Genomic DNA, 21,953 nt, shown 5'->3' with positions numbered 1-21,953 from the left:
GCGTTTCTATGGTCAGAGCAAGTCTGTTATCGCCGCGCTATGAATTCGCGGCGCGCGTTTGCACGCCTGTTTGACAGCCACATCACCTAGCTACCCCAACAGAATGGAGAGGACCGATGTCCCCCAAGACGCTCTATGACAAAATCTGGGATGCCCATGTCGCGCACGAAGCCGACGATGGCACCTGCCTTCTTTATATCGACCGCCACCTCGTACACGAAGTGACCAGCCCGCAGGCATTTGAAGGCCTGCGCATGGCGGGCCGCAAGGTGCGCGCACCGGAAAAAACCATCGCAGTGCCGGACCACAACGTGCCGACCACCGAAGGTCGTGACGATCCCGCACAAATGACTGAAGAGAGCCGCATTCAGGTGGCCGCTCTGGACACAAATGCCCGCGAATTCGGTGTGCATTACTATCCCGTCTCTGACGTGCGTCAGGGCATCGTGCACATCGTTGGCCCCGAGCAAGGTTGGACCTTGCCGGGCATGACCGTTGTATGCGGCGACAGCCACACCGCGACGCACGGTGCATTCGGTGCGCTGGCGCACGGCATCGGCACCTCCGAGGTTGAGCACGTTCTGGCGACCCAGACTCTGATCCAGAAGAAATCGCTGAACATGAAGGTGGAGATCACCGGCAAACTGAAACCGGGTGTGACCGCCAAGGACATCACGCTGGCCGTAATTGGCGAAACCGGCACCGCCGGCGGCACCGGCTATGTCATCGAATATTGCGGCGAAGCGATCCGCGATCTGTCGATGGAAGGCCGCATGACCGTCTGCAACATGGCGATCGAAGGCGGCGCACGTGCTGGCCTGATCGCGCCGGATGAAACCACGTTCAACTACGTCAAAGGCCGCCCGCACGCACCCAAGGCCGGCGCATATGAGCAGGCTCTGGAATACTGGAAAACGCTCTACACCGACGAAGGCGCGCATTTTGACAAAGTCGTGACGCTCAAAGGCGAAGACATCCAGCCGGTCGTGACCTGGGGCACCTCGCCTGAGGACGTTCTGCCCATCACCGGTGTGGTGCCGCACCCCGAAGATTTCGAAGGCGGCAAGGTCGACGCGGCCCGCCGTTCGATCGAATATATGGGTCTGACGCCCGGTCAGAAGCTCACGGACATCGAGATCGACACTGTGTTCATCGGCTCTTGCACCAACGGCCGGATCGAAGATTTCCGCGCCGTGGCCGAAGTGGTCAAAGGCAAGAAAATCAAAGAAGGCATGCGCGCCATGATCGTGCCGGGCTCCGGCCTTGTGCGCGCTCAGGCCGAAGAAGAAGGTCTGGCGGACATTTTCCGTGAGGCGGGCTTTGAATGGCGTCTGGCGGGCTGCTCGATGTGTCTGGCAATGAACCCCGACCAGTTGTCCGAGGGCGAGCGCTGCGCAGCAACCTCGAACCGCAACTTCGAAGGCCGCCAAGGCTATAAAGGCCGCACACACCTTGTGTCGCCAGCTATGGCCGCCGCTGCTGCCCTGACGGGCAAGCTGACTGATATTCGCGAGCTGATGTAAGGAGCCAGCGAGATGGAAAAGTTTGAAAAACTGCAAGGTATCGCCGCGCCCATGCCGCTGGTGAATATCGACACCGACATGATCATCCCCAAGGTGTTTCTGAAATCGATTCAACGGACCGGCTTTGGCAAGAACCTGTTTGACGAGATGCGTTACAACCGCGACGGCACCGAGATCGCAGATTTTGTGTTGAACAAACCGCAGTACCGCGAAGCCTCCATTCTGGTGGCGGGCGATAACTTCGGATGCGGCTCTTCGCGCGAACACGCGCCTTGGGCGATTGCGGATTTCGGCATCAAATGCGTGATCTCCACGTCCTTTGCCGACATCTTCTTCAACAATTGCTTCAAGAACGGCATCCTGCCGATTGTCTTGCCGCAGGAACAGGTCGATCTGCTGATGAAGGACGCAGAAAAAGGCGCCAACGCGCGCATGACCGTCGATCTTGAGGCGCAGGAAATCACCTCGTCCGATGGCGACGTGATCGCGTTTGAGGTGGATGCCTTCAAAAAGCACTGCCTGTTGAACGGTCTGGATGACATCGGACTGACTATGGAAAAGGCTGCGTCGATTGACGCCTATGAAGCCAAGGCAGGCGCTGAGCGCCCCTGGGTATGATCCAATCCAAAATTGTGAAGCGCCGGTCCCAAGGGGCCGGCGCTTTTTTGTTCCGCTGATCCCCGTTGAGCATTGAGCCTCGGGAGAAAAAATTAACAAATTTGCTCAATTATGGCAAAATTGGGGCGGCCTCCGGATATCCAAACACAGGTAGTCCACATGCCTTGTGGGTCTCCGCGTCCAAGCCCACCACATCTAGCATCCACCTGAGTTTCTTGCACTTTTACGGATCCGAAGTTGATGCATTCCCGCACCAGTCCAGGAAATCCGTAGAGAAAAATTTACCATTCCGGAAACAAATCCTTGAGCAAGCGCCTCCTTGGGTGCCACATTAAGGCGAGAATGAGGCACCCCGCCGCAATGTTGGCGGGATCAAGTTGGAAAAAGATCGCGGGTCACAACGATGACCATAAATCGCGGCATCCAGTTTGAAGGGAAACGGGCAGTGTTTAGCAGAATAATCAGCGCGATGACTCGGGCACTTTTGGTGGCATTGCTGTTTGCTCTGCCAGCGATTTTGATGCCAACGGTCAGCGCGGATGCCATCCACATCATGTTGCTGTTTGCGCTGTTTGCAGGACTTCTTGTCTTTATCGAATACCTGTCGGCCTACCCGTCGATCCTTGAATTCCGCTATGCGGCCCCTTTCAACCGACTGCGGTTTCTCGCAGTCTTCCTCACTGTTTTCACACTGGCTGTGATCGCCCGCGGAGAAGCGGCGCCAAATGCCTTCACCGCTTTCCTGCACACGTTGGGATATATCGTTGGAGACGCAATCGATTTCCCCTATTCTCCGGTTCGGCTCATGGTGATCATGTTGCCCAGCAACGCCTCGCCGGAATTGATGCTTGCGGTGCGCACCGCGTCCGGAATGGCCTATCTCATTTCGCTGGCTGCCTTGGCTGTGTTCTATTTCTATGTGCGCATTCTTGGGTGGCCTGCACGCAATGGCGCCTTCAACGTTTGGGTAAATCTGCCTCTTTTCGACCCCACGGCAGGCGGAGATGTCTTGCCGCGGCTACAGCGTGATGGACGTCTTAACATTGCGTTAGGATTTTTGATGCCATTCTTGATCCCAGCGGTGGTGCAGATGATGTCGGATCTGATTGATCCGATCCATCTTGATGATCCGCTGACATTGATTTGGACAATTACGGCATGGGCCTTCATTCCCGCGAGCATGATTATGCGCGGTATGGCGATGGTGCGGGTCGCCACGATGATCAGCGAAAACCGGCGACGCGCCTATGCAGCGGCGCGGGGCGTACAGCCTGCCTGATCCTTGCTCTGTTTTGGGCGGGACCGGCCCCTGCGGAAACCCTTCGCATTGCCACATATGACCTGGAATTAAGCCGGCGCGGACCGGGCGTTTTGTTACGTGACCTTCTGCGTGGTGATGATCAGGCACGAGCAGCGGCGCAGGTGGTGTCCCATGTCGCGCCGGATATCCTTGTTTTGCAGGGCGTGGATTATGACGCAGAGCTGCGCACTCTCACCGCCTTGCGTGAGGTGATTGGCACGGTGGGCTGGCGCTTTCCGCATGTTTTTGCCCTGCCCCCGAATACAGGTGTTCAAACAGGACTGGACATGAATGGTGACGGACGGTTAGGCGGGCCTGCTGACGCGCAGGGCTATGGCCGGTTTCGCGGGGCGGACGGTATGGCCATACTATCGAAATGGCCCATCATTTTGTCGGAGGTGCAGGACCACTCCGACCTTTTGTGGCGGGCTCTGCCACGGGCGGATTTACCAAAACGGGACGGAACACCGTTTCCAAGCGAGGCAGCACAAGCTTCACAAAGGTTGTCGTCGGTTGGACATTGGGTGGTCCCGATTGCCCATCCCGATGGCGTCGTGACAATAATGGCCTTTGCTGCCGGACCGCCCGTGTTTGACGGGCCCGAAGATCGGAACGGGCTGCGAAACGCCGATGAAATCCGGTTTTGGCAGGTGTATTTGGGCGGGGAATTTGGCGCGCCACCCAAATCCCGCTTTGTGATTGCAGGAAATGCGAACCTTGATCCCGACAATGGCGAAGGACGGCGGGACGCGATTGCAGACTTGATACGTGACCCGAGCCTGCAAGATCCGTTGCGTGACGCCGGACCAACGGTGGACTGGCCGGAACCGACACCAGGAGATTTGCGGGTGAGCTATGTTCTGCCCTCCGCAGATTGGACCGTTGAGAATGCCGGCGTGTTTTGGCCCCGCGAAGGCGCGCGGGACCATGATCTGTTGGTATATGATGAAACAGCCGCGAGCCGTCACAGACTGGTCTGGGTAGACATTGGGTTCTGACCGGTCGGATGCTGCAAGGCTGCGGGTGGCACCGTACTGGCGAGCGCGCGCTCCAGAGGTGTGTGCTGAAACTCCGGCAAAAGCACATTCAGGCGCGCACCGCTCAAACGATGCGGCATGTTCCAGAGATAGCGCATCTCAAGCAGGTGCGGCGCGAGCTTCCAAAAAGGGCGCGCGAGCTGAATTGGAAGCCAGTTCATCTTCTTGAGCGAGATGCTCCGCCCTGTGACCGCTGCCAGACGGTCGGCCATCTTTTCTCCGCTCAAAGTGTAACCCGGAAACGGTACGTCCTCGAAACGGTTCAGCTCATCCCGCTTCTCCGCCAACTGCACGGCCGCGCGGCAGAGGTCGGGCAGATAGGCCCAGGCATGGTCGATGTCCGTCGCGCCGGGATAGGTGAACACGCCCTTCGCCAACTTCGGCGCCATGATCATGTCGAACCAGTTGCCCGACGGCTCTGTGTCGAGAAAGTCTCCCGCCCGCAAAACAATCGTGCGAACCCCGCTTTCGCGATAGGCATCCTCCAAGTCGCGGCGGATTTTTCCAAGCGGATTTTGCGCCAAATGCGGTGTCGTCACGTCCCAAGTGCCGCCGTTGCCATCCCCAAAGACATACACGTTGCCCGGAACGATCACCGTGGCGTCCACCAGTCGCGCCGCTTCGATCACATCCGCATGCAACCCTGGCACCTGCGCCGCCCAGTCATAGTAGGGTGGGTTCCACGCATTCACGATCACCTGCACCCCATGTACGGCCTGTCGCAGCGTGTCTTTACTGCGGTCAAACCGGCGCACGTCCCAGCCAGCGCTTTCAAAGGCCGTGGCGGCGTTGCGGCCAAATCGGCCTGTGGCGCCGAGGATCAAAACAGTCTTGGTCATTGTCACGCACTCCTTGTTTGCTGCCCTCAAGATGAGGCATTCGAAAACAAATGTGCATTGGCAAAAATCAAAGCCGTGCTATTCATTTATGAATGGAAAAACGACTCACAGATCTCGATTGGTCCCTGATCCAATCCTTCGTGGCGGTCGCCGAAACCGGTTCTCTGTCTGCCGCAGCACGCCAGCTGAACGCGTCGCAACCCACCTTGGGGCGCCATATCCGTGTGCTCGAAGACCACCTTGGCCTCGAACTCTTTCACCGACAGGCAAGGGGGTTTGAACTGACGCACAAGGGACAGGAGTTGCTCACCCCTGCCCGAGACATGGCTGCGGCCATGGCCGATCTTTCGCTGCGCGCGGCAGGACAGGAAAACCGACTCGAGGGTGATGTACGCATCGCCTGTTCGGTGTTTATGGCCCACCACGCCATGCCCGATATCATCGCGGACATCCGACAGAAGGAACCGGCGATAAAGATCGATCTGCTGCCCTCGGACCAATCTGAAAACCTGCTTTTTCGCGAGGCCGACATCGCCGTGCGCATGTACCGACCCGAACAGTTGGATATGATCACCAGACATCTCGGCAATATCAGCCTCGGCATGTTTGCCGCCCAAAGTTATCTGGACCGCAAAGGCCGCCCCCGCGGTGCGGTTGACCTGCCACACCATGACATCGTGGGATATGACGCCAACGACGACATCATTCGCGAAATGCGCGGCATGGGTATTCCGGCCACAAGGGACTGGTTCGCCGTGCGATGTGATAATCAATCCGCTTATTGGGAACTCGTGCGCGCAGGCTGCGGGCTCGGATTTTGTCAAACTGACGTCGCGCGCAAAACTGCGGGAATAGAAGAGGTGACCGTAGACTTTCCACTACCTGTTTTGCCAGTCTGGCTGACCGCACATGAGGCCCTGCGCCACACCCCCCGCATTTCTCGGGTCTGGGAGCTTCTGGAGGAGGCATTAAAGCCCCTTGTTTCTTGATCTTTGGGCCTTCAGCCGCTAGGCCATTGCGGACCCATTTGGACAAGGACGACACCCCATGAGCAACCCTTCGCTTCTCATCCTCGCTGGCGACGGCATCGGCCCCGAAGTCATGGCGCAAGTACAGCGCATTATCGGCTGGTTCGGCGACAAGCGCGGGCTAAAATTCGACGTGAGCGAAGACCTTGTGGGCGGTGCCGCCTATGACAAACACGGCGTGCCCCTGCATGACGACACGATGGCCCGCGCACAAGAGGTAGACGCGGTTCTGCTCGGCGCGGTGGGTGGCCCGAAGTACGACGAACTGGATTTCTCGGTGAAGCCCGAGCGTGGCCTGCTGCGTCTGCGCAAGGAAATGGACCTGTTTGCCAACCTGCGTCCTGCACAGTGCTTTGATGCGCTGGCGGACTTCTCCTCGCTAAAAACGGAACTGGTCTCCGGCCTCGACATCATGATCGTGCGCGAGCTGACCTCGGGCGTTTACTTCGGCGAGCCTCGCGGCATCTTTGAAGAAGGCAACGAGCGCGTGGGCATCAACACCCAGCGCTACACCGAAAGCGAAATCGAGCGCGGCGCCCGCGCGGCGTTTGACCTTGCGATGAAGCGTGACAAGCGTCTGTGCTCCATGGAAAAAGCCAACGTGATGGAAAGCGGCATTCTGTGGCGCGAAGTGGTGAACGAGGTGGCCAAGGACTACCCCGAGGTCGAAGTTTCCCACATGTACGCCGACAACGGCGCGATGCAGCTGGTACGTGCCCCGAAACAGTTCGACGTGATCTACACCGACAACCTGTTTGGCGACATCCTGTCCGATTGTGCCGCGATGCTGACCGGCTCGCTGGGCATGCTGCCCTCCGCGTCACTGGGCGCGCCGATGGACAACGGCCGCCCCAAGGCTCTCTACGAACCCGTACACGGCTCTGCACCGGACATCGCGGGCGAAGGCAAAGCCAACCCCTGTGCCTGCGTGCTGAGTTTTGCAATGGCGCTGCGCTACTCTTTTAATGAAGGTGGCGAAGCGGACCGTCTGGAAGCCGCTGTGGAGAAAGTTCTGGCGGACGGCGTGCGTACCGGCGACTTGATGCAAGCGGACGGTGGCACACCGGTGTCGACTTCCGAAATGGGCGATGCGTTGCTGGCGGCACTCGACGCAAGCCTTTAATCGCACAAGCTTTTGGTTCAAGGGCGCCTTCGGGCGCCCTTTTCTTTTGCGCCCGCCTATCGTCGCCACGCCGATTGCGCTAACATGCGCCAAACTCAGCACATTCGGGACTGTTTCATGCACATCAAAGCCGTTCTGGTGGCGCTTTTGGCCTTTGCGATATTCTCGACCCATGATGTGATCGTGAAATACCTCGGCGCGACGTTTTCTCCGTTCCAGATAGTGTTTTTCTCGGGCTTGTTCAGCTTCCCCCTCATCACTTTGATGCTGGTGCGCGACCCAACCCAAGGCAATCTGCGCCCTGTGCATCCGTGGTGGGTGGCCTTGCGATCTGTATGCGTCGTGACCTCTCCGGCGGCGGCATTTTATGCCTTCACGGTACTCCCTCTGGCCCAGGTCTATGCCTTGCTTTTTGCCGCCCCGCTTTTGATCACGGTTTTGGCTATCCCGGTTCTTGGAGAAAAAGTCGGCGTCATGCGCATGTTGGCTGTGCTTTTGGGCCTTAGTGGCGTCATCGTGGTCGTACGTCCGGGCGTGACAGAGCTGCAACTAGGACATTTCGCAGCTCTTTTGGCGGCCTTTGCGGTGGCTTTGCAATCTGTGATCCTGCGCAAAATTGGCCGCGAAGAACGGCGCGCTGTTTTGATGCTGTACCCAGCCCTGATCAACGTCAGCGCCATGGGTGTGGCAATGATCTTTGTCTATCAACCGGTTGATCTGCCGGCTTTGGGCGGCATGGCTATGGTGGCACTCTTTAGCTTTTCCGCCTCGTTGATGCTGGTCTTCTCCTACACCAATGCCGAGGCTGCACTGGTCGCACCGATGCAGTACTCACAAATCATCTGGGCCACGCTGTTCGGGGTTCTCTTGTTTGACGAATGGCCCGACAAAATGACGCTTGTGGGCGCGAGCATCATCGTGGCCAGCGGCCTTTTCATCATCGCCCGAGAGGCCCGAGGCGGCACCTCCAAAGAGACGCCGGTTTTGCGCACCCGCTCCCGCGGCATCTCCGCGGGCAGCTTCCGCGTCAGTCAGGCAATGCGCCGCGCGGATCCGGAATAATTTGCACCAATTGTGCTTGCCAAAGTTCGCCGAACGGACTACATCGCCCGTCACGGTCGGAGTGTAGCTCAGCCTGGTAGAGCACTGTCTTCGGGAGGCAGGGGTCGGAGGTTCGAATCCTCTCACTCCGACCAGTAAAACAAGGCGCCCAATGGGCGCCTTTGTTGTTTTCAGGATAATGGTACGAGGTGCGTATCCGTCGTCAGGTATTGGGCAGACGGCGTCGTGAACTCGTCGTCGGCAAACGGCAAAGCTATGTCATACGACCGCCAAGCGCGCAGTTCCTCACGCCGCTCAACGGCGGTACCGACCCGCAAATGCGCTCGGCCGTTTCCGTCACACACCACAGTCGCACCCGAAGCGCACAGCGTTTCCAGCGTCGCAAACAAACGGTCACGGCTGGATTATGCAAGGATCATCGGAGATTTCCCTTTCGGGCAGTATCCTGTCGAGAGGTTTGCCTCCTAAAAGCGGATCAGCCTTTCGGCGAGCCGCCCCAGAAGCCGGTGATGGAACTTGGGTCACACAGGCACTGTGTGGAAATCACGCATGCCAAAAAAATGCAAATCTGCCGTTTCCGGCAGGCCTTTCCCGACTGCAAGCGGGCAAAATTTCGAGTTTTCCCAAATATCACGGAAGCGCATGACCTCAACAAACCACTAAAACAGTCCTCGGCTTTCTGGAATCGGCGTCAGAGGATCACGCCCTTCTTTCACGGCAATCAGGTTGTCCACCGCAAGTTTGCCCATTGCAAAGCGGGTCTCGACCGTCGCGCTACCGATATGAGGGGTCATGACCACATTCGGCAGGGCCCGCATCTCTGCCGGAATGTTCGGCTCGTCCTCAAAGACATCAAGTCCGGCCGCCGCAATCCGTCGGTCCCGCAACGCAGCGATCAATGCGTGCTCATCGACAATTGATCCCCGCCCGACGTTCACAAGATACCCCTGAGGTCCGAGCGCCTCCAGCACTTTGGCGTTGATGAGGTGTTTGGTCGCCTCACCGCCTGGTGCAATGCAGACCAGCGTGTCGCAGGCCCGCGCCATAGTCACCAGATTGTCGAAATATGAATACGCGACGTCCTGCCTTGTGCGGCCGTGATAACTGATTTCGGCATGAAACGGCGCCAGCTTTCGCGCGAAAGCTTTGCCAATCCGGCCAAGGCCCAAAATCCCGACCCTGCGGTTGTCCGCGGTATGCGGCAGCGGCCGTGCGCCTTTAACAGCCCAATCGCCGGACCGCGCGTGATGCATTGCGTTTTCCATGTCGCGCCAGATCGCCAGACACAACATCAAGGCCGTGGTCGCGACCTCTTCGTTCAGCACATCCGGCGTGTGCGTCACAGGCACTCTGGCGGCATTTGTTACGCGGGTGTCTATGGCGTCATATCCTACCCCATAGCTGCTGATCAGTTTAAGATTGGGCAACATTTCGAGAACGGCCTCCGACACGCCACGGTGCCCGTCCGTCAAGATATACCGAACGTCTGTTCCATGCGCTTGCAGCCACTCCTGCGGCGCGGACATCTCCTCCAAACGAACTGCGTCAAAGTGCTGGGCGAGGTGTTTGTCCATCTCCGGCGTTGTGCGGCAGAGTATGAGCAGATCAGCCATGAGAAAGTCCTCGGTGAAGGGCGATGAAGGGTACCGGCGGGCACGACAAGCCACAGGCACACAGTTTCAAGCGGCTTGGGTTACCGCAACTGTGGTCTCGGATTGGCCTGTGCATGGCCATATATCTTGCGGACGCTCCACTCTACGGAATCCCGCATTGCCCGCCCCAGAGCGGAATCAAAAGCCGTCACGATATCAAGCATCTCATCACTTTGCGTCGGCACGACCTCAGTAAAGGAGTTCGAGCCGATGATGTGATCGCTGAAACTGTCCACAATCTTGAGATTCAACCGCACATGAATCTCCAAGGGCGCGTCCGGCTCTTCGCTTTTGGGCAAATGCGCCTGAAATTCACGCACATCGGTCACGATGGTATAGTCCGGCCGCAGGCCGACTGTGGATCGTCCAACCGCAGCAACCTTGCCGCTGTTTTCAAAGCTCTCGATCAACAATGCCTGCACAATCAGAGGAGCACGGTCGACCCAGCGCACGCCGGGAAGATATTCCACCTGCAAGGGCGTCGGATGTACCGCAATCTGGTCGGTGTCGACCGCCGCAGTCGCCGTGGGCTCCTCAATAACAATTTGCTGCCGCAGTCGCGGTAGATTGGCGTCAAACGTGCTTTTGGGAGTCAGCGCATACAAATCCGTCGGCGTCGCAGCGCGGTTTATCGTGCCGATACCCGCACAGCCGCCTAGCAGCAGAGCCGTAAGAACAACGAACAGAGAGACACTTTTGTTCATCGACTGAACTCCGATCCTTGAGTGCCAAGCAGGAAGCGCGCGGGGTCACGCTCCACCCGATCTACCAGCCGGTCCAGATTTCCGACCAAATAGCGGCTTTCTTCAATAAAGCGCAGGAACTGCGGCAAGCCCACCCCAAGGAAATCCGACACCTGCCTTTGGTTTTTCACCACAATGCCGTCCACGGTGCCCACCAAACTTGCCGCCGCTTGCGAGGCGCTCAGCACCTCGGCGCTGGCCAATTCGATGTCGTCTGTCACGTTGACCACTGTGTTGGAAAAGGCGTCCACTGCCCCGCGAACGTCGGCGATGATGGCATCCATATCGCCTTCTAGAATGTCATTTGCTGCTGTGAATGTGTCATCAGCCGTGTTCAACGTGGTTTCAGCCGCCTCCATGGCCGTGGTGATGGCTGCCAGAGTTTCATTGGCATTTGTGAAGGCAACGGTCGCGGATTCCAGAGCCACCTGTCCGTCCGCCGACAACATTTCCACATTGTCGCCTAGCGCCGCGATCACGTCCTTCGCACCTTTGGCCGCAGCACGCACATCTTCCATCACACCAGGCAATTCTTCGTCCACAGACGCGTTGATGGTTTCAAGTGCCGCGCGCGCAGCTTCGGCGGCAGCGCTGGCATCGACAAAAAACGTGGTCGCATCCCCTTCGACAAGCGTCTGGACGCTATTTGACGTCGACGTCAGAGACGTTAGCATTGTGTCAGAATTCTCAAGCGTTTCCTGGAACCCAGCCAAAGTGCCACGCGCCTCCTGCAAGCGGAGAGTAGCCTCAATGATCATGTCGTTGGCGGTGTCGCCCACCTGCTGAGCCTCCTGTTGAATGGTCGCCAGCGCAGAGTTCGCACCTTCTATCAACTCCGGCAGTTGCTCGGACGCCAAAACACGGGTCTGCTGCAAGGTCGCGGTGGCTTCCTGCGCCAGCGCCGCAACCTCCTGATTCATCAAATCGGTTGCGGTTTCCGCAGTATCTTTCACCGAATTGAGCGTCGCGGTCGCTGCGTCTGACGCCTCACGCACTGAAACAATCGCCGCCTCGGTTTCGGTCACACGCTGTTGCAGCACTTGCCCCACGTCCTCATATCGCTCCATTAAAGTCGTCGCGGATTCGCTGACACTGGCGATTTCGGTTTCAAGTGTTTTGGCTGTACTTTCAACCTGATCCACAAAGCCCGGCAACCGGTCCGTGATCAACCCATTTGCCGCGTCAAACGCCGCGATAGCTGAGGGCTCCACGGTCTCAAGAATGGTGTCCAACGCCGCTGCGGCATCCGCACCCCGTGCCACCAATTCCTTTAGCTCTCCCGTCACCAGATCATTGGCGGTGTCAAAGGCAGTTTTGGCACTGTCCAACGTGCCCTGCGTCCGGTCCGCGGCACCGCGAATAGAAACCAGCGTGTCGGTTGCCTCTGTTAGTGTCACTTCGGCAGTATCTGACAGCCCTTCCAGTGTATCTGTGAAGTTTGCAACCTCACGTGCCGCAGCGCCAAGATCGGCAGACAACCCCTCGAAATCTTCAAGTGTTCGGTCCAGCTTGCCAGAGGCTGATGCCAAGTTGGAGAGGAGTTCCGACACCGAGTCCTTGTTTTCTTCGCTCACCACGCTGCGCACATCTTCCAGTAAGGCAACGGCCTCTTCCAAAAGCTCCGGCGCGCCTTCAAGCAAAGTCTGTATTGTGCTGCGCTCAGTTGTGATTTCGCCGCCAGAGCCGAGAAGAGCCGCCTCAGGGGACCCACCGGAAAGCGCCACAAAGCTAACGCCGGTGACGCCCAGAGAATTGAGTTGGGCAATCGTGTCGGTCTTAATCGGAGTTTCCGCATCCACCTCAACACGGACCCGCACAAGCGATGGATTGTCATCATCCAGTTCCAGACCAACAACCTGTCCAACCGGCAAGCCGTTGTATCGCACATCCCCCGCCGTGCCGAGGCCCGACACATTTTCAAACGTCATTTCATAATACGCAAAGCTCCGGTCCACATCGAGTTTTGCCAACCACAACAGGAAGGCAAAGGACCCGATGAGGCCCATCAGGGCAAACAGCCCGATCAGCACATAATTGGCCCGCGTTTCCATTATCCCGCCCCCGTTTGGCCAGTGGCCTGACCCTTCACCTGTGCCGCCCGCGCACGCGGTCCGGTGAAATACTCTTGCACCCAGGGATGATCCACTTCGGTCATCCCCTCTATCGGACCTTCTACCAGCACGCGCTTTTCGGCAAGCACCGCGATACGGTCACAGATCGCATAAAGACTGTCCAGATCATGCGTGACCATAAAAACGGTTAATCCCAAAGCCCTCTGCAACTCGCCGATCAATTCGTCATACGCTGCGGCTCCAATCGGATCGAGGCCCGCAGTCGGCTCGTCGAGAAACACAATCTGCGGATCAAGCGCCAAAGCCCGCGCAAGGGCCGCGCGCTTGCGCATGCCGCCAGACAATTCGCTCGGCAATTTGCCACAGGCCAACGGCGGCAGCCCGACCATCGAAATCTTCAATTCACCCAACGCCTTCATCAGCGCCGGGCTGAGATCGAGGTGTTCGCGCATCGGGGCCATGACGTTGTTTAGAACCGATAGGGATGAGAACAAGGCGCCGTCTTGAAACGCAACGCCCCAGCGGGTTTCCACCTCGCGCCGTTCGATGTCCGGCGCGTTGAGAACATCCACGCCCAACACCTCTATGCTGCCTTTGGCGGGTTTGTTCAGCCCGACAATAGTGCGCAACAGCACGGATTTGCCCGTACCTGATCCGCCCACAATACCCAACACTTCTCCGCGCCAGACATCTAGATCAAGATTGTCATGCACAACTTGGCGTCCGAACTGATTGCGCAGGCCTCGCACTTTGATCACGGCTTCACGGGTCTCCGTCATCCTCAAATCCCCATCTGCGCGAAAAAGATCGAGAACATCGCGTCCAAAACAATCACAAGGAAAATGCCCTGCACCACCGACGCCGTTGTGCGTTGTCCGACACTTGTCGAGGACCCGCGCACCTGAAACGCCTGCCAGCAGGCAACCACACCAATCACCACCGCAAAAAACGGAGCTTTGATCATGCCCACCGCAAGGTGCCAGACCCCCGTGTTGTCATAAAGCCGTGTCAGAAACATACCCGGACTGACCCCAAGATCGATCCAGCTCATCAAGGCCCCGCCAAACAGACCACACAGGTTCGCCACAAATCCAAGGATCGGCAGAACAAGAACCAACGCCAGCACCCGCGGCACCACCAGAACCTCTATGGGATCCAGCCCCAAAGTGCGCATGGCGTCGATTTCTTCCTGAACTTTCATCGAGCCGACAGACGCCGTAAATGCCGATCCCGACCGGCCTGCCACGATAATCGCGGTCAAAAGAATGCCCAGTTCCCGCAGCACCGAAATCGAGATCAGTTCAACAACGAAAACCTCCGCGCCAAAGCGTTGCAACTGCGTCGCGCCCTGAAAAGCCAGCACGATACCGATCAAAAACCCCATCAGAGCGACGATCGGCACGGCATGAAGGCCGGCATCCTGCATATGCGTCACCAAAGACGCCCAGCGCAGCTTCCACGGCCGCAACAACAGATAGAAAATCCGCACCAGAGTTTCGCCCAGAAATCCGTTAAAGGAAATCACGGCCTCTTGCGCGTGCACCACTTTGCGCCCGAACTGATCCAGCGCGGCCATCACACCGCGCGGCCCTTCCGGGTCTTCGTCACTCTCGGGAATGGCGCCTTCGACGTTGGCCAACAAGGCCTCATAGGCAGGAGCCAGACCTTGCACGGTCACAACACCGCCTACGCCTAGCCGCGTTTTCAGGTCGGCCAGCATCCAAGCGCCACCTGTGTCAAAGGCGGAGACCTCGGCAGCATCAATGACCACATCGCCCTCGGCCGTTAGAGCGGCAAAGTCGTTCTCGATGCGACCAATTGTAGATGTCAGCAAAGCGCCACCAATCCGGACAACGCCCGCGTCACGACTCACAAAAGGTGGCGGCAGAGCGTTCATTGCGTCACGCCCCTTTGGCTCACCCCGATCAAAGGCACCGACTTCAAATACCTTTTGGCTGGCAAAAAATCCCCCAAGGGTCACAGCATGGCGCGGCAAATGTCCGCATTCAAAAAGAGCTTAGCAAAGCCCTCCTCAGTGGGAAAGGGATCACCGCCCCCGTTGCAAAAACAGGGGCGGTGCAGGGGTCAGGCGGCGACCGCCTTGGTCTGTGCGTCACGCTTCCTTCGATCCTCTCGGCCAAAGAAGATCATATAGAACACAGGGGCCGCAATCAGGGTCAAAATGGTGGCAAAGGCCAGACCGCCCATGATTGTCACAGCCATCGATTCAAAGAACTTGTCCGACAGCAACGGCGCCATTCCTAGGATCGTTGTCACAGCCGCAAGCATCACCGGCCGCAGTCGTGATACGCTTGCTTTCACAATCGCCTCTTTAAGCGGGCCGCCTTCTTCGCGGACAAAATCGATTTCCTCTACCAGAACAATACCGTTCTTGATCAACATGCCCGACAGGCTGAGCAGACCAAGCAGCGCGGTAAAGGAGAACGGAAGACCTGTGCCCAAAAGCCCGATCACCACACCGTTCACCGACATAGGCACCAATAGCCAGATGATGATAGGTTCGCGGATTGCGTTAAACAGCAGGACCGAAATCAACACCATGATCAGAATCGTCAGAGGCAACTGGCTGCCAAGGCTTTCCTGTGCCATGGCAGAGTTTTCTTTCTCGCCGCCCCACTCCATTCGATAGCCAACAGGCAGCTCCATCGCCTCCACCGCTGCGGTCACTTCTTTCTGAACCTCCGCAGCATTCAGGCCCGGCGCAATGTCCGCCCCAACAGTGATTGTCGGCACCCGATCACGGCGATGATACAACGTGTTCTGAGTTTCATAGGCGAAGCCGTCGACCATTTGTTCCAGCGGCAAGAAGCTCTTGGTGTTGCCCGAATAGACCACCTGATCCAGCAGTCCGAACCCCTCGGAATTGGACCGGCGAATGATAATCGGCAGCAAACGGTCTTTCTCGCGGAACCAGCCACCGCTGATGCCGTCTGTCGAGAAATTCAGCATGTCCGCAACATCATCCCGAGTCACACCCGCCGTTTGCGCCCGCTCCGTGGCATAAAGCGGTTTGATCACAAGCTCCTGTTCGCGCCAATCTGTACGCACCTCGCGAATGTTCGGCGATGCGTCTTCCAGAACAACCGCTGCCTGCGACGCCAATTCGCGCAACACCACCGGATCGGGGCCGGAGAACCGCACCTGAATCGGATCACCACCACCTGGGCCGAACACCAGACGCTTGGTCCGGAACTCACCCTCAGGAAAGGCCTCTGCGCCAAAAGCATTCAGATCCGCCCGCAAGTCCGGAATCTGATTGGCATGTTCGGTGCGAATGATGATGTGCCCGTAGCTCGGGTTTGATTTTTCGGACTCATAAGTCAGCATGAAGCGGGTCGCCCCCTGTCCGACAAAAGTCGAGTAACTGGATACGTCCTCACGCTCGGCCAGCCAACTTTCCATCCTAGCCATATGCTCAGACGTCTTAGCGATCGGCGTGCCCTGCGGCAGCTTGTAGTGCACAAAGAAGATTGGCGTGTTGCTTTCAGGGAAGAACTGGTTCTCCACACGGCTAAACCCTGCATAACTCAGCGCGGTGACAGCAAATAGACCGACCACCACCAACCAGCGTAGCCTCAGCGCAAGGTTCAGGCTCCAGCCGTACATGCGGAAAATCCATCCCGAATACGCATCCGTGTCGCCGCCACTGCCCTGTTTGAACAGATAGTGACCCAGCATGGGTGTCACGGTCAGCGCTAACAGCCAACTCAGCAAAAGCGAAATGCCAATCACCGCAAACAGCGAGAACATAAACTCGCCGGTGTCGTCTGGGGACAGACCGATGCCTGCAAAGGCCATGATCCCGATGATCGTTGCTCCAAGCAGCGGAATCTGGGTTTTGCCGGCGGCCTCGTCTGCGGCCGCGCGGGAAGCCTTGCCCCTCAACATCGCAATCTGCATGCCTTCGGCAACAACAATGGCGTTGTCCACCAGCATGCCCATTGCAATGATCAAAGCCCCAAGCGAAATGCGTTCCATCTCAATCGAGAACATCGACATAAAGAGGAAAGTGCCGATCACCGTCAGGAACAGGGTCACACCCACCACCACAGCGGCGCGCCACCCCATAAATACCCCCAGAACCGCAATCACGATGCAAACCGACATCGCAAGGTTCACAAGAAAATCGTTGGACGCTTTGTCCACAACCATGTGCTGTTGGTAAATTGGGTGCAACTCAACACCGGCTGGAATGTCGCCCTGCATCTCTGCAAGTTTCGCGTCCACGTTTTTGCCAACTTCAACAATATTTTCCGTGCTCAAACCGGCCACGCCAAGTGTGAAGGCCTCGACGCCGTTGTAGCGAACGATCTGGCTCGGATTGGGTTTGCGCTCACGGGAAACGCGGCTGGTGTCCACAAGGTTCACAACCTGACCTCCCGATCCGACAGACAGGCCCTGAATGGCGCTGACTGTGTCGCTGCCATCGGGGGTCATAATCCGCGTTCGCGCGCTCTCGGTGGTCAATGTGCCGGCAGGTGTCACACTGTCGGAATTGGCAATGGCCTGCGCAATCGCTTCGATCGACACGTTCTGGTTTACCGACAGCGCAAGGTTGGGTTCAATGTAGATTGCCTCTTCCGGCAAGCCGTTGACTTCGACATCCGCCACCCCGTCTACCGTCCGTAATTCACGGCGCAGATAAGTGGCGAGTTCGTGCTTCTCGGCATCGCTGAACCCTTCAGCGGTGATGGCATAAAACATGCCAAACACATCGCCGAAACTATCGTTCACATAGGGCTGGCCAACGCCCTGCGGCAATGCACGAGAGGCGTCCCGCATTTTGGCGCGAAGCCGTGTCCAGATTTCCGGCAGATCATCGCCATTTACCGTCGACTTAATATGGACCTCGATCAGCGACTGACCCGGGCTGTTGATCGAAGTGATACGATCCACTTCTCCCATTTTCTGAATGGCGCTTTCCAGAGGTTCACTGACTTCTGTTGCGACTTGCTCTGCCGTCGCACCCGGATAAGACGTAGAGACAACCGCCTGTTTGATGGTGAACGCCGGATCTTCAAGGCGTCCAAGGTTCAGGAAGCCGAGAATACCGCCCCCCAAAAACACAAGAATGATCAGCCAAGTGTAAATTGGCTTCTCAATCGACATGCGTGCAATGTTCATCTGCATTGACCTCAGTTGCCAAAGCCGGCAAAGCGGCGCACTTGCTGGCCTTCGCCCAACGCGGCGCCACCTGCAACAACGATTTCTGCTCCATCATCAAGCCCGCTCAGAATGCGGACCTTTGTGCTTTCAGAGGGCTGAATATCAACAGGCACAAATCGCACATGGCCGACATCGCCGCCTTTGGGATCGAACTGCATGACACCGGTTTCCCCTGTGTCATTTGTCACGATGGCAGACATCGGCACTTCAATGGCTTTTGCCGGCTCGACTGCACGGACAGATACGGTGACAGAGGAACCGGGAAGGACTACACGCTCCTTGGGCGGCTCCAATCCAAAGGTAATCCGGAACGTTTGTCCAATATCCGAGGTCTCCGCGTCGTATTCGCGGATGTCGAGCGGATAGACGTCGTCCAGCCCGGGAAAGCGCGCGAAGATCTCGATATTGTCACCACGGTTGCCCGCAGTTTGGAACAGGATTTCCGGCACATCCACTTCAATGCGCAACTCGCTCAGGTCATGAATGCGTACCACAGGCGCTCCCGCGCCAACTGTTGTGTAAAGCTCTACATTCCGGCTGGAAACCAAGGCATCAAAAGGCGCACGCAAGGTCGCATGGCGCAGCGACCATGCTGCGTTGCTCACTGCGATTTCCGATAGGCCGGCCTGTGTCTCGGCGTCATCAATCGCCACCTGGCTGACCGTGTTGCCCTTGAGTTTCTTAAGACGATTCACCGTGCGATCCGCCTGGGCTTTTTGCAAACGCGCCTGCGCCAGTTGCAACTCGAACTGCTCTTGATCCAATTCGGCAATCACCGACCCTTTGGCGATGCGCAAACCCTCGGTCACGGGGAAATCAACGATCTGACCTCCCACCTGAAACGCAAGATCAACGGACTGCCGTGCTTTGACCTGACCAAAGAACTGCCGTTCAAACGACGCTTCGCCGGCGTTGATTTCCATCAGCTTTACCGGTTTCAAATGTTCTTCGGCTATCGCCGGCACCGCCAACAAGGCCGCAGCCAGAGCCGCATACGTCATCAGTTTCATTCTTTTCCCTCACTGGCCAATTTCGCCAAAACCGGAATTGGAAGCGCCTTTGTGGCCAGCTTCCAAAACGTGTCAATTTCCTCAGGTGTCAGCGCCGAAATCTCTCGAAACTTCTTAGACACCCTTCGGATGGTTTCTTCCCGTGCAGCTTCGCCTGTTTCTGTCAGCGCCAGCCGCCAGACCCGCCCGTCATCCGGATCACGTTCTCTGCGAAGCAATCCACGATCCTGCAATGCGTCCGCCATCGCCGTAACGCTTGAGGGCAAGGCCCCCATCACATCTGCCATTGCCCCCATACGCCGTGGCGGGTTCAGAAACATCACCATCCGGCGTTCCTGCTTGCTCAGCTGGATTTCAAAAACACCATCATCGAGATGAGATTCCATTTGCCTTACAAGCGCAAAAGCACCGACAACCGCCATCATTTCAGGCGGCAAGTCGGTGGGAAAAAACGGCTCGTCATCTTTGATATGTTGAATCATCACGCAGATACTTCATAATTTGAAATAACCAACTAAGAACCCGCGCAAGGATCTTCAAGAGCAAAACTGAACTCTTCGGTTCAAAATTCGAAGCACCCTACTCTATACATCCTACCACATTTGCTTTAAGCGGGCCTCTTCTTGTTCTTTCTCGTGCATAAGGACACCGCGTCAGACGGTGCAAAGGGATGCCAGTCAAAGGACAGCAACACTCCTATGAGAGAAAGAGACATCGTGAAATCTGCCTTGCAATCCGCGCTTGATGAGCGTGGCTATGACACCCTGACGCCTGTTCAAACTGCCGTACTGAATCCGGACTTCGAAGGCCGCGACCTTTTGGTATCCGCGCAGACGGGCTCCGGTAAAACGCTGGGCTTCGGCCTCGCCATTGCGCCGACCATTATGCAAGACCTTGAGGCGTTTGAGGCCCCCGCCGCGCCGCTGGCGCTGGTGATTGCCCCGACCCGCGAACTTGCGCTTCAGGTGAAACGCGAACTGGGCTGGCTTTATGCCAAAGCCGGTGCTGTGATGGCATCCTGTGTCGGCGGCATGGACATGCGTGACGAACGCCGCGCGCTGGCCCGTGGCACCCATATCGTCGTTGCCACACCGGGTCGTTTGCGCGACCACATTTCGCGCGGGGCCATCGACTTGTCGCAAATTCGCGCCGTAGTGCTGGATGAAGCGGACGAGATGCTCGACCTCGGTTTCCGCGAAGACCTCGAATTCATCCTTGGCGAAGCACCCGAAGAGCGCCAGACTCTCCTGTTCTCTGCCACTGTTCCCAACGCGATCCTTGGCCTCGCAAAAAGCTATCAGCGCGACGCCGAACGCGTCATCGCCAAAGCCAAAGAAGGCCAGCACGCCGACATCGAATACCGCGCCATGACCGTTGCGGATCGCGATGTCGATAATGCCGTGATCAACACCCTGCGTTTTTACGAGGCGCCCAACGCCATCGTCTTTGCCAACACCCGCGCCATGGTGAACCGCCTCACGACGCGTCTGTCGAACCGCGGCTTTAATGTTGTGGCCCTGTCTGGTGAACTGTCCCAATCCGAGCGCACCCACGCGCTGCAAGCCATGCGCGATGGCCGCGCTCAGGTCTGTGTGGCAACCGACGTGGCCGCACGCGGCATCGACCTGCCAAACCTCGATCTGGTGGTTCATGCCGAACTGCCCAACAACCACGAAACCCTGCTGCACCGCTCGGGTCGTACTGGCCGTGCAGGCCGCAAGGGCGTCAGCGCGCTGATCGTGAACCGCAAATCCAACAAGAAAGCCAGCCGCATCCTTGGCATGGCGAAACTCAAGGCCGAGTGGGGCGGCGCACCGTCCGCAGACGAGGTCAAAGCCCGCGACATGGATCGCCTCTTTGCCGATCCTGCATGGCAAGAGCCCATCCCCGAAAGCAACGAAGCCACCATCAAATCCATGATGGACGCCTTCACGCCCGAGCAGATCGCCGCCGGCTACATCCGCCTGCTGAGCACCATCCGCACCGCCCCTGAGGAATTGTCGGAAGTGAACGCCAAACCCGAGCCGCGGAAGGAATTCGGAGCCTCGATCTGGTTCTCGATCTCTGGCGGCCGCGAAGCCGGTCACGACCCCCGCCGCCTTCTGCCCATGCTTTGTGAGCGTGGCGGTCTGGGTCGCAGCGACATCGGTGCGATCCGCATTCAGGCCAACGAAACCTACGTGCAGATCCTCGAAACCTCCGTGCCTGCCTTCCTGACCTCTGTTGGTCCCGAAGGCAAACTGGAGCGCGGCGAGACCCTGACACAGCTTGCCGAGGCACCGAAACTTGACCGCATGCGCGGCGGCAAACCTGGTGGCAAACCGAAATATGACAAACCTGGTCATCGCGGCAAAGGCAAACCCCACGGTGACAAACCTTGGGGGGACAAACCCAAGGGCGAGAGCTTCGACAAGCCAAAAACCAAAAGCGCACCGGTTGAGTGGAACGACGATCCGGCACCACGCGCGCGCAAGCCAAAACCGGTCTCAAAGGGCGGCAAGCCGACCAAACCGAAGTTTGAAAAGCCAAGGTCGGACGACAAACCGGGCAAGCCTAAGGCGCATAAGCCCGCGGCCTCGGCGAAATCCAAGGGCGGCGACGCAGCTCCCCGCCGCGCGACATCCGGCGACAAGCCCAAAGGCCCGCCACCCCCGGTTGGCAAGGCAAACAGCAAGAAGAACAAGGCCCGCAAAGCCGCTGCCAAAACTGCCAAAGGCAAAAGCACGAAATAGCAGGTGAACCGATCGCACCTTGACGCA

Annotated in this window: 17 protein-coding genes and 1 tRNA gene; 9 read left to right on the top strand and 9 right to left on the bottom strand. The window is 57.8% G+C overall.

The features are described 5' to 3' along the window. Positions 1-116 precede the first annotated feature (116 nt). From leuC to BM069_RS09025, 4 genes are all read left to right on the top strand, one after another. Entirely contained in the window at positions 117-1,523 is a 1,407-nt protein-coding gene (gene leuC / locus BM069_RS09040; protein ID WP_093323099.1) for a 3-isopropylmalate dehydratase large subunit, read from the top strand. A gap of 12 nt (positions 1,524-1,535) precedes the next feature. Continuing rightward, positions 1,536-2,141 carry a 3-isopropylmalate dehydratase small subunit gene (leuD, locus tag BM069_RS09035; protein WP_093323097.1) on the top strand — a complete coding sequence of 202 codons (606 nt, stop codon included), beginning with the start codon at positions 1,536-1,538 and terminating at the stop codon, positions 2,139-2,141. 445 nt (positions 2,142-2,586) lie between these two features. Continuing rightward, on the top strand, positions 2,587-3,420 hold the full coding sequence (locus BM069_RS20035) for a hypothetical protein (protein WP_093323553.1): 834 nt from the start codon (positions 2,587-2,589) through the stop codon (positions 3,418-3,420). A 92-nt stretch (positions 3,421-3,512) separates the two neighbouring features. Then, on the top strand, positions 3,513-4,439 hold the full coding sequence (locus tag BM069_RS09025) for an endonuclease/exonuclease/phosphatase family protein (RefSeq protein WP_425288678.1): 927 nt from the start codon (positions 3,513-3,515) through the stop codon (positions 4,437-4,439). On the opposite strand, the gene BM069_RS09020 is transcribed toward BM069_RS09025, so the two are convergent. Continuing rightward, positions 4,406-5,317, bottom strand: a complete 912-nt coding sequence (locus BM069_RS09020; protein ID WP_212611526.1) for a Rossmann-fold NAD(P)-binding domain-containing protein — start codon at positions 5,315-5,317, stop codon at positions 4,406-4,408. The two genes, BM069_RS09025 and BM069_RS09020, sit on opposite strands and share 34 nt — an antisense overlap. Before the next feature lie 92 nt (positions 5,318-5,409). Between BM069_RS09020 and BM069_RS09015 the strand changes: the two genes are divergently transcribed. The 4 genes from BM069_RS09015 to BM069_RS09000 all read left to right on the top strand — a co-directional run bounded on the left by BM069_RS09015 (position 5,410) and on the right by BM069_RS09000 (position 8,664). Beyond that, positions 5,410-6,306 (top strand): LysR family transcriptional regulator, encoded by an 897-nt coding sequence (locus tag BM069_RS09015; protein ID WP_093323096.1) that lies wholly within the window; start codon positions 5,410-5,412, stop codon positions 6,304-6,306. A 58-nt stretch (positions 6,307-6,364) separates the two neighbouring features. Then, complete coding sequence (gene leuB / locus BM069_RS09010; RefSeq protein WP_093323094.1) at positions 6,365-7,468, top strand: 3-isopropylmalate dehydrogenase; 1,104 nt, start codon at positions 6,365-6,367, stop codon at positions 7,466-7,468. Positions 7,469-7,585: 117 nt separating this feature from the next. Continuing rightward, complete coding sequence (locus BM069_RS09005; RefSeq protein WP_093323092.1) at positions 7,586-8,530, top strand: DMT family transporter; 945 nt, start codon at positions 7,586-7,588, stop codon at positions 8,528-8,530. 57 nt (positions 8,531-8,587) lie between these two features. Then, positions 8,588-8,664: transfer RNA gene (locus tag BM069_RS09000), tRNA-Pro, on the top strand. Between the two features lie 525 nt (positions 8,665-9,189). Here the strand turns inward: BM069_RS09000 and BM069_RS08995 are convergent. From BM069_RS08995 to BM069_RS08960, 8 genes are all read right to left on the bottom strand, one after another. Further along, positions 9,190-10,143 carry a 2-hydroxyacid dehydrogenase gene (locus tag BM069_RS08995; protein WP_093323091.1) on the bottom strand — a complete coding sequence of 318 codons (954 nt, stop codon included), beginning with the start codon at positions 10,141-10,143 and terminating at the stop codon, positions 9,190-9,192. A gap of 80 nt (positions 10,144-10,223) precedes the next feature. After that, positions 10,224-10,886 carry an ABC-type transport auxiliary lipoprotein family protein gene (locus BM069_RS08990; RefSeq protein ID WP_093323089.1) on the bottom strand — a complete coding sequence of 221 codons (663 nt, stop codon included), beginning with the start codon at positions 10,884-10,886 and terminating at the stop codon, positions 10,224-10,226. Next, on the bottom strand, positions 10,883-12,976 hold the full coding sequence (locus BM069_RS08985) for an MlaD family protein (protein ID WP_093323088.1): 2,094 nt from the start codon (positions 12,974-12,976) through the stop codon (positions 10,883-10,885). Before BM069_RS08985 ends, BM069_RS08990 begins: the two co-directional genes overlap by 4 nt. After that, positions 12,976-13,776, bottom strand: a complete 801-nt coding sequence (locus tag BM069_RS08980) for an ABC transporter ATP-binding protein (protein ID WP_093323086.1) — start codon at positions 13,774-13,776, stop codon at positions 12,976-12,978. The genes BM069_RS08985 and BM069_RS08980 overlap by 1 nt, the downstream gene beginning before the upstream one ends. A 2-nt stretch (positions 13,777-13,778) precedes the next feature. Beyond that, positions 13,779-14,894, bottom strand: coding sequence for an MlaE family ABC transporter permease (locus BM069_RS08975; protein WP_093323550.1), 1,116 nt, complete (start codon positions 14,892-14,894; stop codon positions 13,779-13,781). 188 nt (positions 14,895-15,082) lie between these two features. Further along, the gene (locus tag BM069_RS08970; protein ID WP_093323548.1) at positions 15,083-18,142 is read right to left on the bottom strand and encodes an efflux RND transporter permease subunit; all 3,060 of its coding nucleotides are present in this window, start codon (positions 18,140-18,142) and stop codon (positions 15,083-15,085) included. An 11-nt stretch (positions 18,143-18,153) separates the two neighbouring features. Further along, positions 18,154-19,194: an efflux RND transporter periplasmic adaptor subunit gene (locus BM069_RS08965; protein WP_093323085.1), complete on the bottom strand. Its 1,041-nt coding sequence runs from the start codon at positions 19,192-19,194 to the stop codon at positions 18,154-18,156. After that, positions 19,191-19,676 carry a MarR family winged helix-turn-helix transcriptional regulator gene (locus BM069_RS08960; RefSeq protein ID WP_093323083.1) on the bottom strand — a complete coding sequence of 162 codons (486 nt, stop codon included), beginning with the start codon at positions 19,674-19,676 and terminating at the stop codon, positions 19,191-19,193. The genes BM069_RS08965 and BM069_RS08960 overlap by 4 nt, the downstream gene beginning before the upstream one ends. Positions 19,677-19,892: 216 nt before the next feature. Between BM069_RS08960 and BM069_RS08955 the strand changes: the two genes are divergently transcribed. Beyond that, positions 19,893-21,926, top strand: a complete 2,034-nt coding sequence (locus tag BM069_RS08955; RefSeq protein ID WP_244503581.1) for a DEAD/DEAH box helicase — start codon at positions 19,893-19,895, stop codon at positions 21,924-21,926. The last annotated feature ends 27 nt before the right edge of the window (positions 21,927-21,953 follow it).

Source organism: Shimia haliotis (assembly GCF_900114415.1).
In the GTDB taxonomy this organism is placed as follows: Bacteria; Pseudomonadota; Alphaproteobacteria; order Rhodobacterales; family Rhodobacteraceae; genus Shimia; species Shimia haliotis.
Note: the sequence above shows the minus strand (reverse complement) of the source record. Positions and strands in the feature narration are given on the sequence as shown.

Excerpts from the sequence above, each read along its gene's own strand:
- BM069_RS09015 (WP_093323096.1), top strand. The coding sequence starts at position 5,410 with ATGGAAAAACGACTCACAGATCTCGATTGGTCCCTGATCCAATCCTTC.
- BM069_RS08970 (WP_093323548.1), bottom strand. The coding sequence starts at position 18,142 with ATGAACATTGCACGCATGTCGATTGAGAAGCCAATTTACACTTGGCTG.
- BM069_RS09005 (WP_093323092.1), top strand. The coding sequence starts at position 7,586 with ATGCACATCAAAGCCGTTCTGGTGGCGCTTTTGGCCTTTGCGATATTC.
- BM069_RS08995 (WP_093323091.1), bottom strand. The coding sequence starts at position 10,143 with ATGGCTGATCTGCTCATACTCTGCCGCACAACGCCGGAGATGGACAAA.
- leuC (WP_093323099.1), top strand. The coding sequence starts at position 117 with ATGTCCCCCAAGACGCTCTATGACAAAATCTGGGATGCCCATGTCGCG.
- BM069_RS08985 (WP_093323088.1), bottom strand. The coding sequence starts at position 12,976 with ATGGAAACGCGGGCCAATTATGTGCTGATCGGGCTGTTTGCCCTGATG.
- BM069_RS08990 (WP_093323089.1), bottom strand. The coding sequence starts at position 10,886 with ATGAACAAAAGTGTCTCTCTGTTCGTTGTTCTTACGGCTCTGCTGCTA.
- BM069_RS08975 (WP_093323550.1), bottom strand. The coding sequence starts at position 14,894 with ATGAACGCTCTGCCGCCACCTTTTGTGAGTCGTGACGCGGGCGTTGTC.
- BM069_RS08955 (WP_244503581.1), top strand. The coding sequence starts at position 19,893 with ATGAGAGAAAGAGACATCGTGAAATCTGCCTTGCAATCCGCGCTTGAT.
- leuB (WP_093323094.1), top strand. The coding sequence starts at position 6,365 with ATGAGCAACCCTTCGCTTCTCATCCTCGCTGGCGACGGCATCGGCCCC.
- BM069_RS08980 (WP_093323086.1), bottom strand. The coding sequence starts at position 13,776 with ATGACGGAGACCCGTGAAGCCGTGATCAAAGTGCGAGGCCTGCGCAAT.
- BM069_RS08960 (WP_093323083.1), bottom strand. The coding sequence starts at position 19,676 with ATGATTCAACATATCAAAGATGACGAGCCGTTTTTTCCCACCGACTTG.
- BM069_RS08965 (WP_093323085.1), bottom strand. The coding sequence starts at position 19,194 with ATGAAACTGATGACGTATGCGGCTCTGGCTGCGGCCTTGTTGGCGGTG.
- BM069_RS09020 (WP_212611526.1), bottom strand. The coding sequence starts at position 5,317 with ATGACCAAGACTGTTTTGATCCTCGGCGCCACAGGCCGATTTGGCCGC.
- leuD (WP_093323097.1), top strand. The coding sequence starts at position 1,536 with ATGGAAAAGTTTGAAAAACTGCAAGGTATCGCCGCGCCCATGCCGCTG.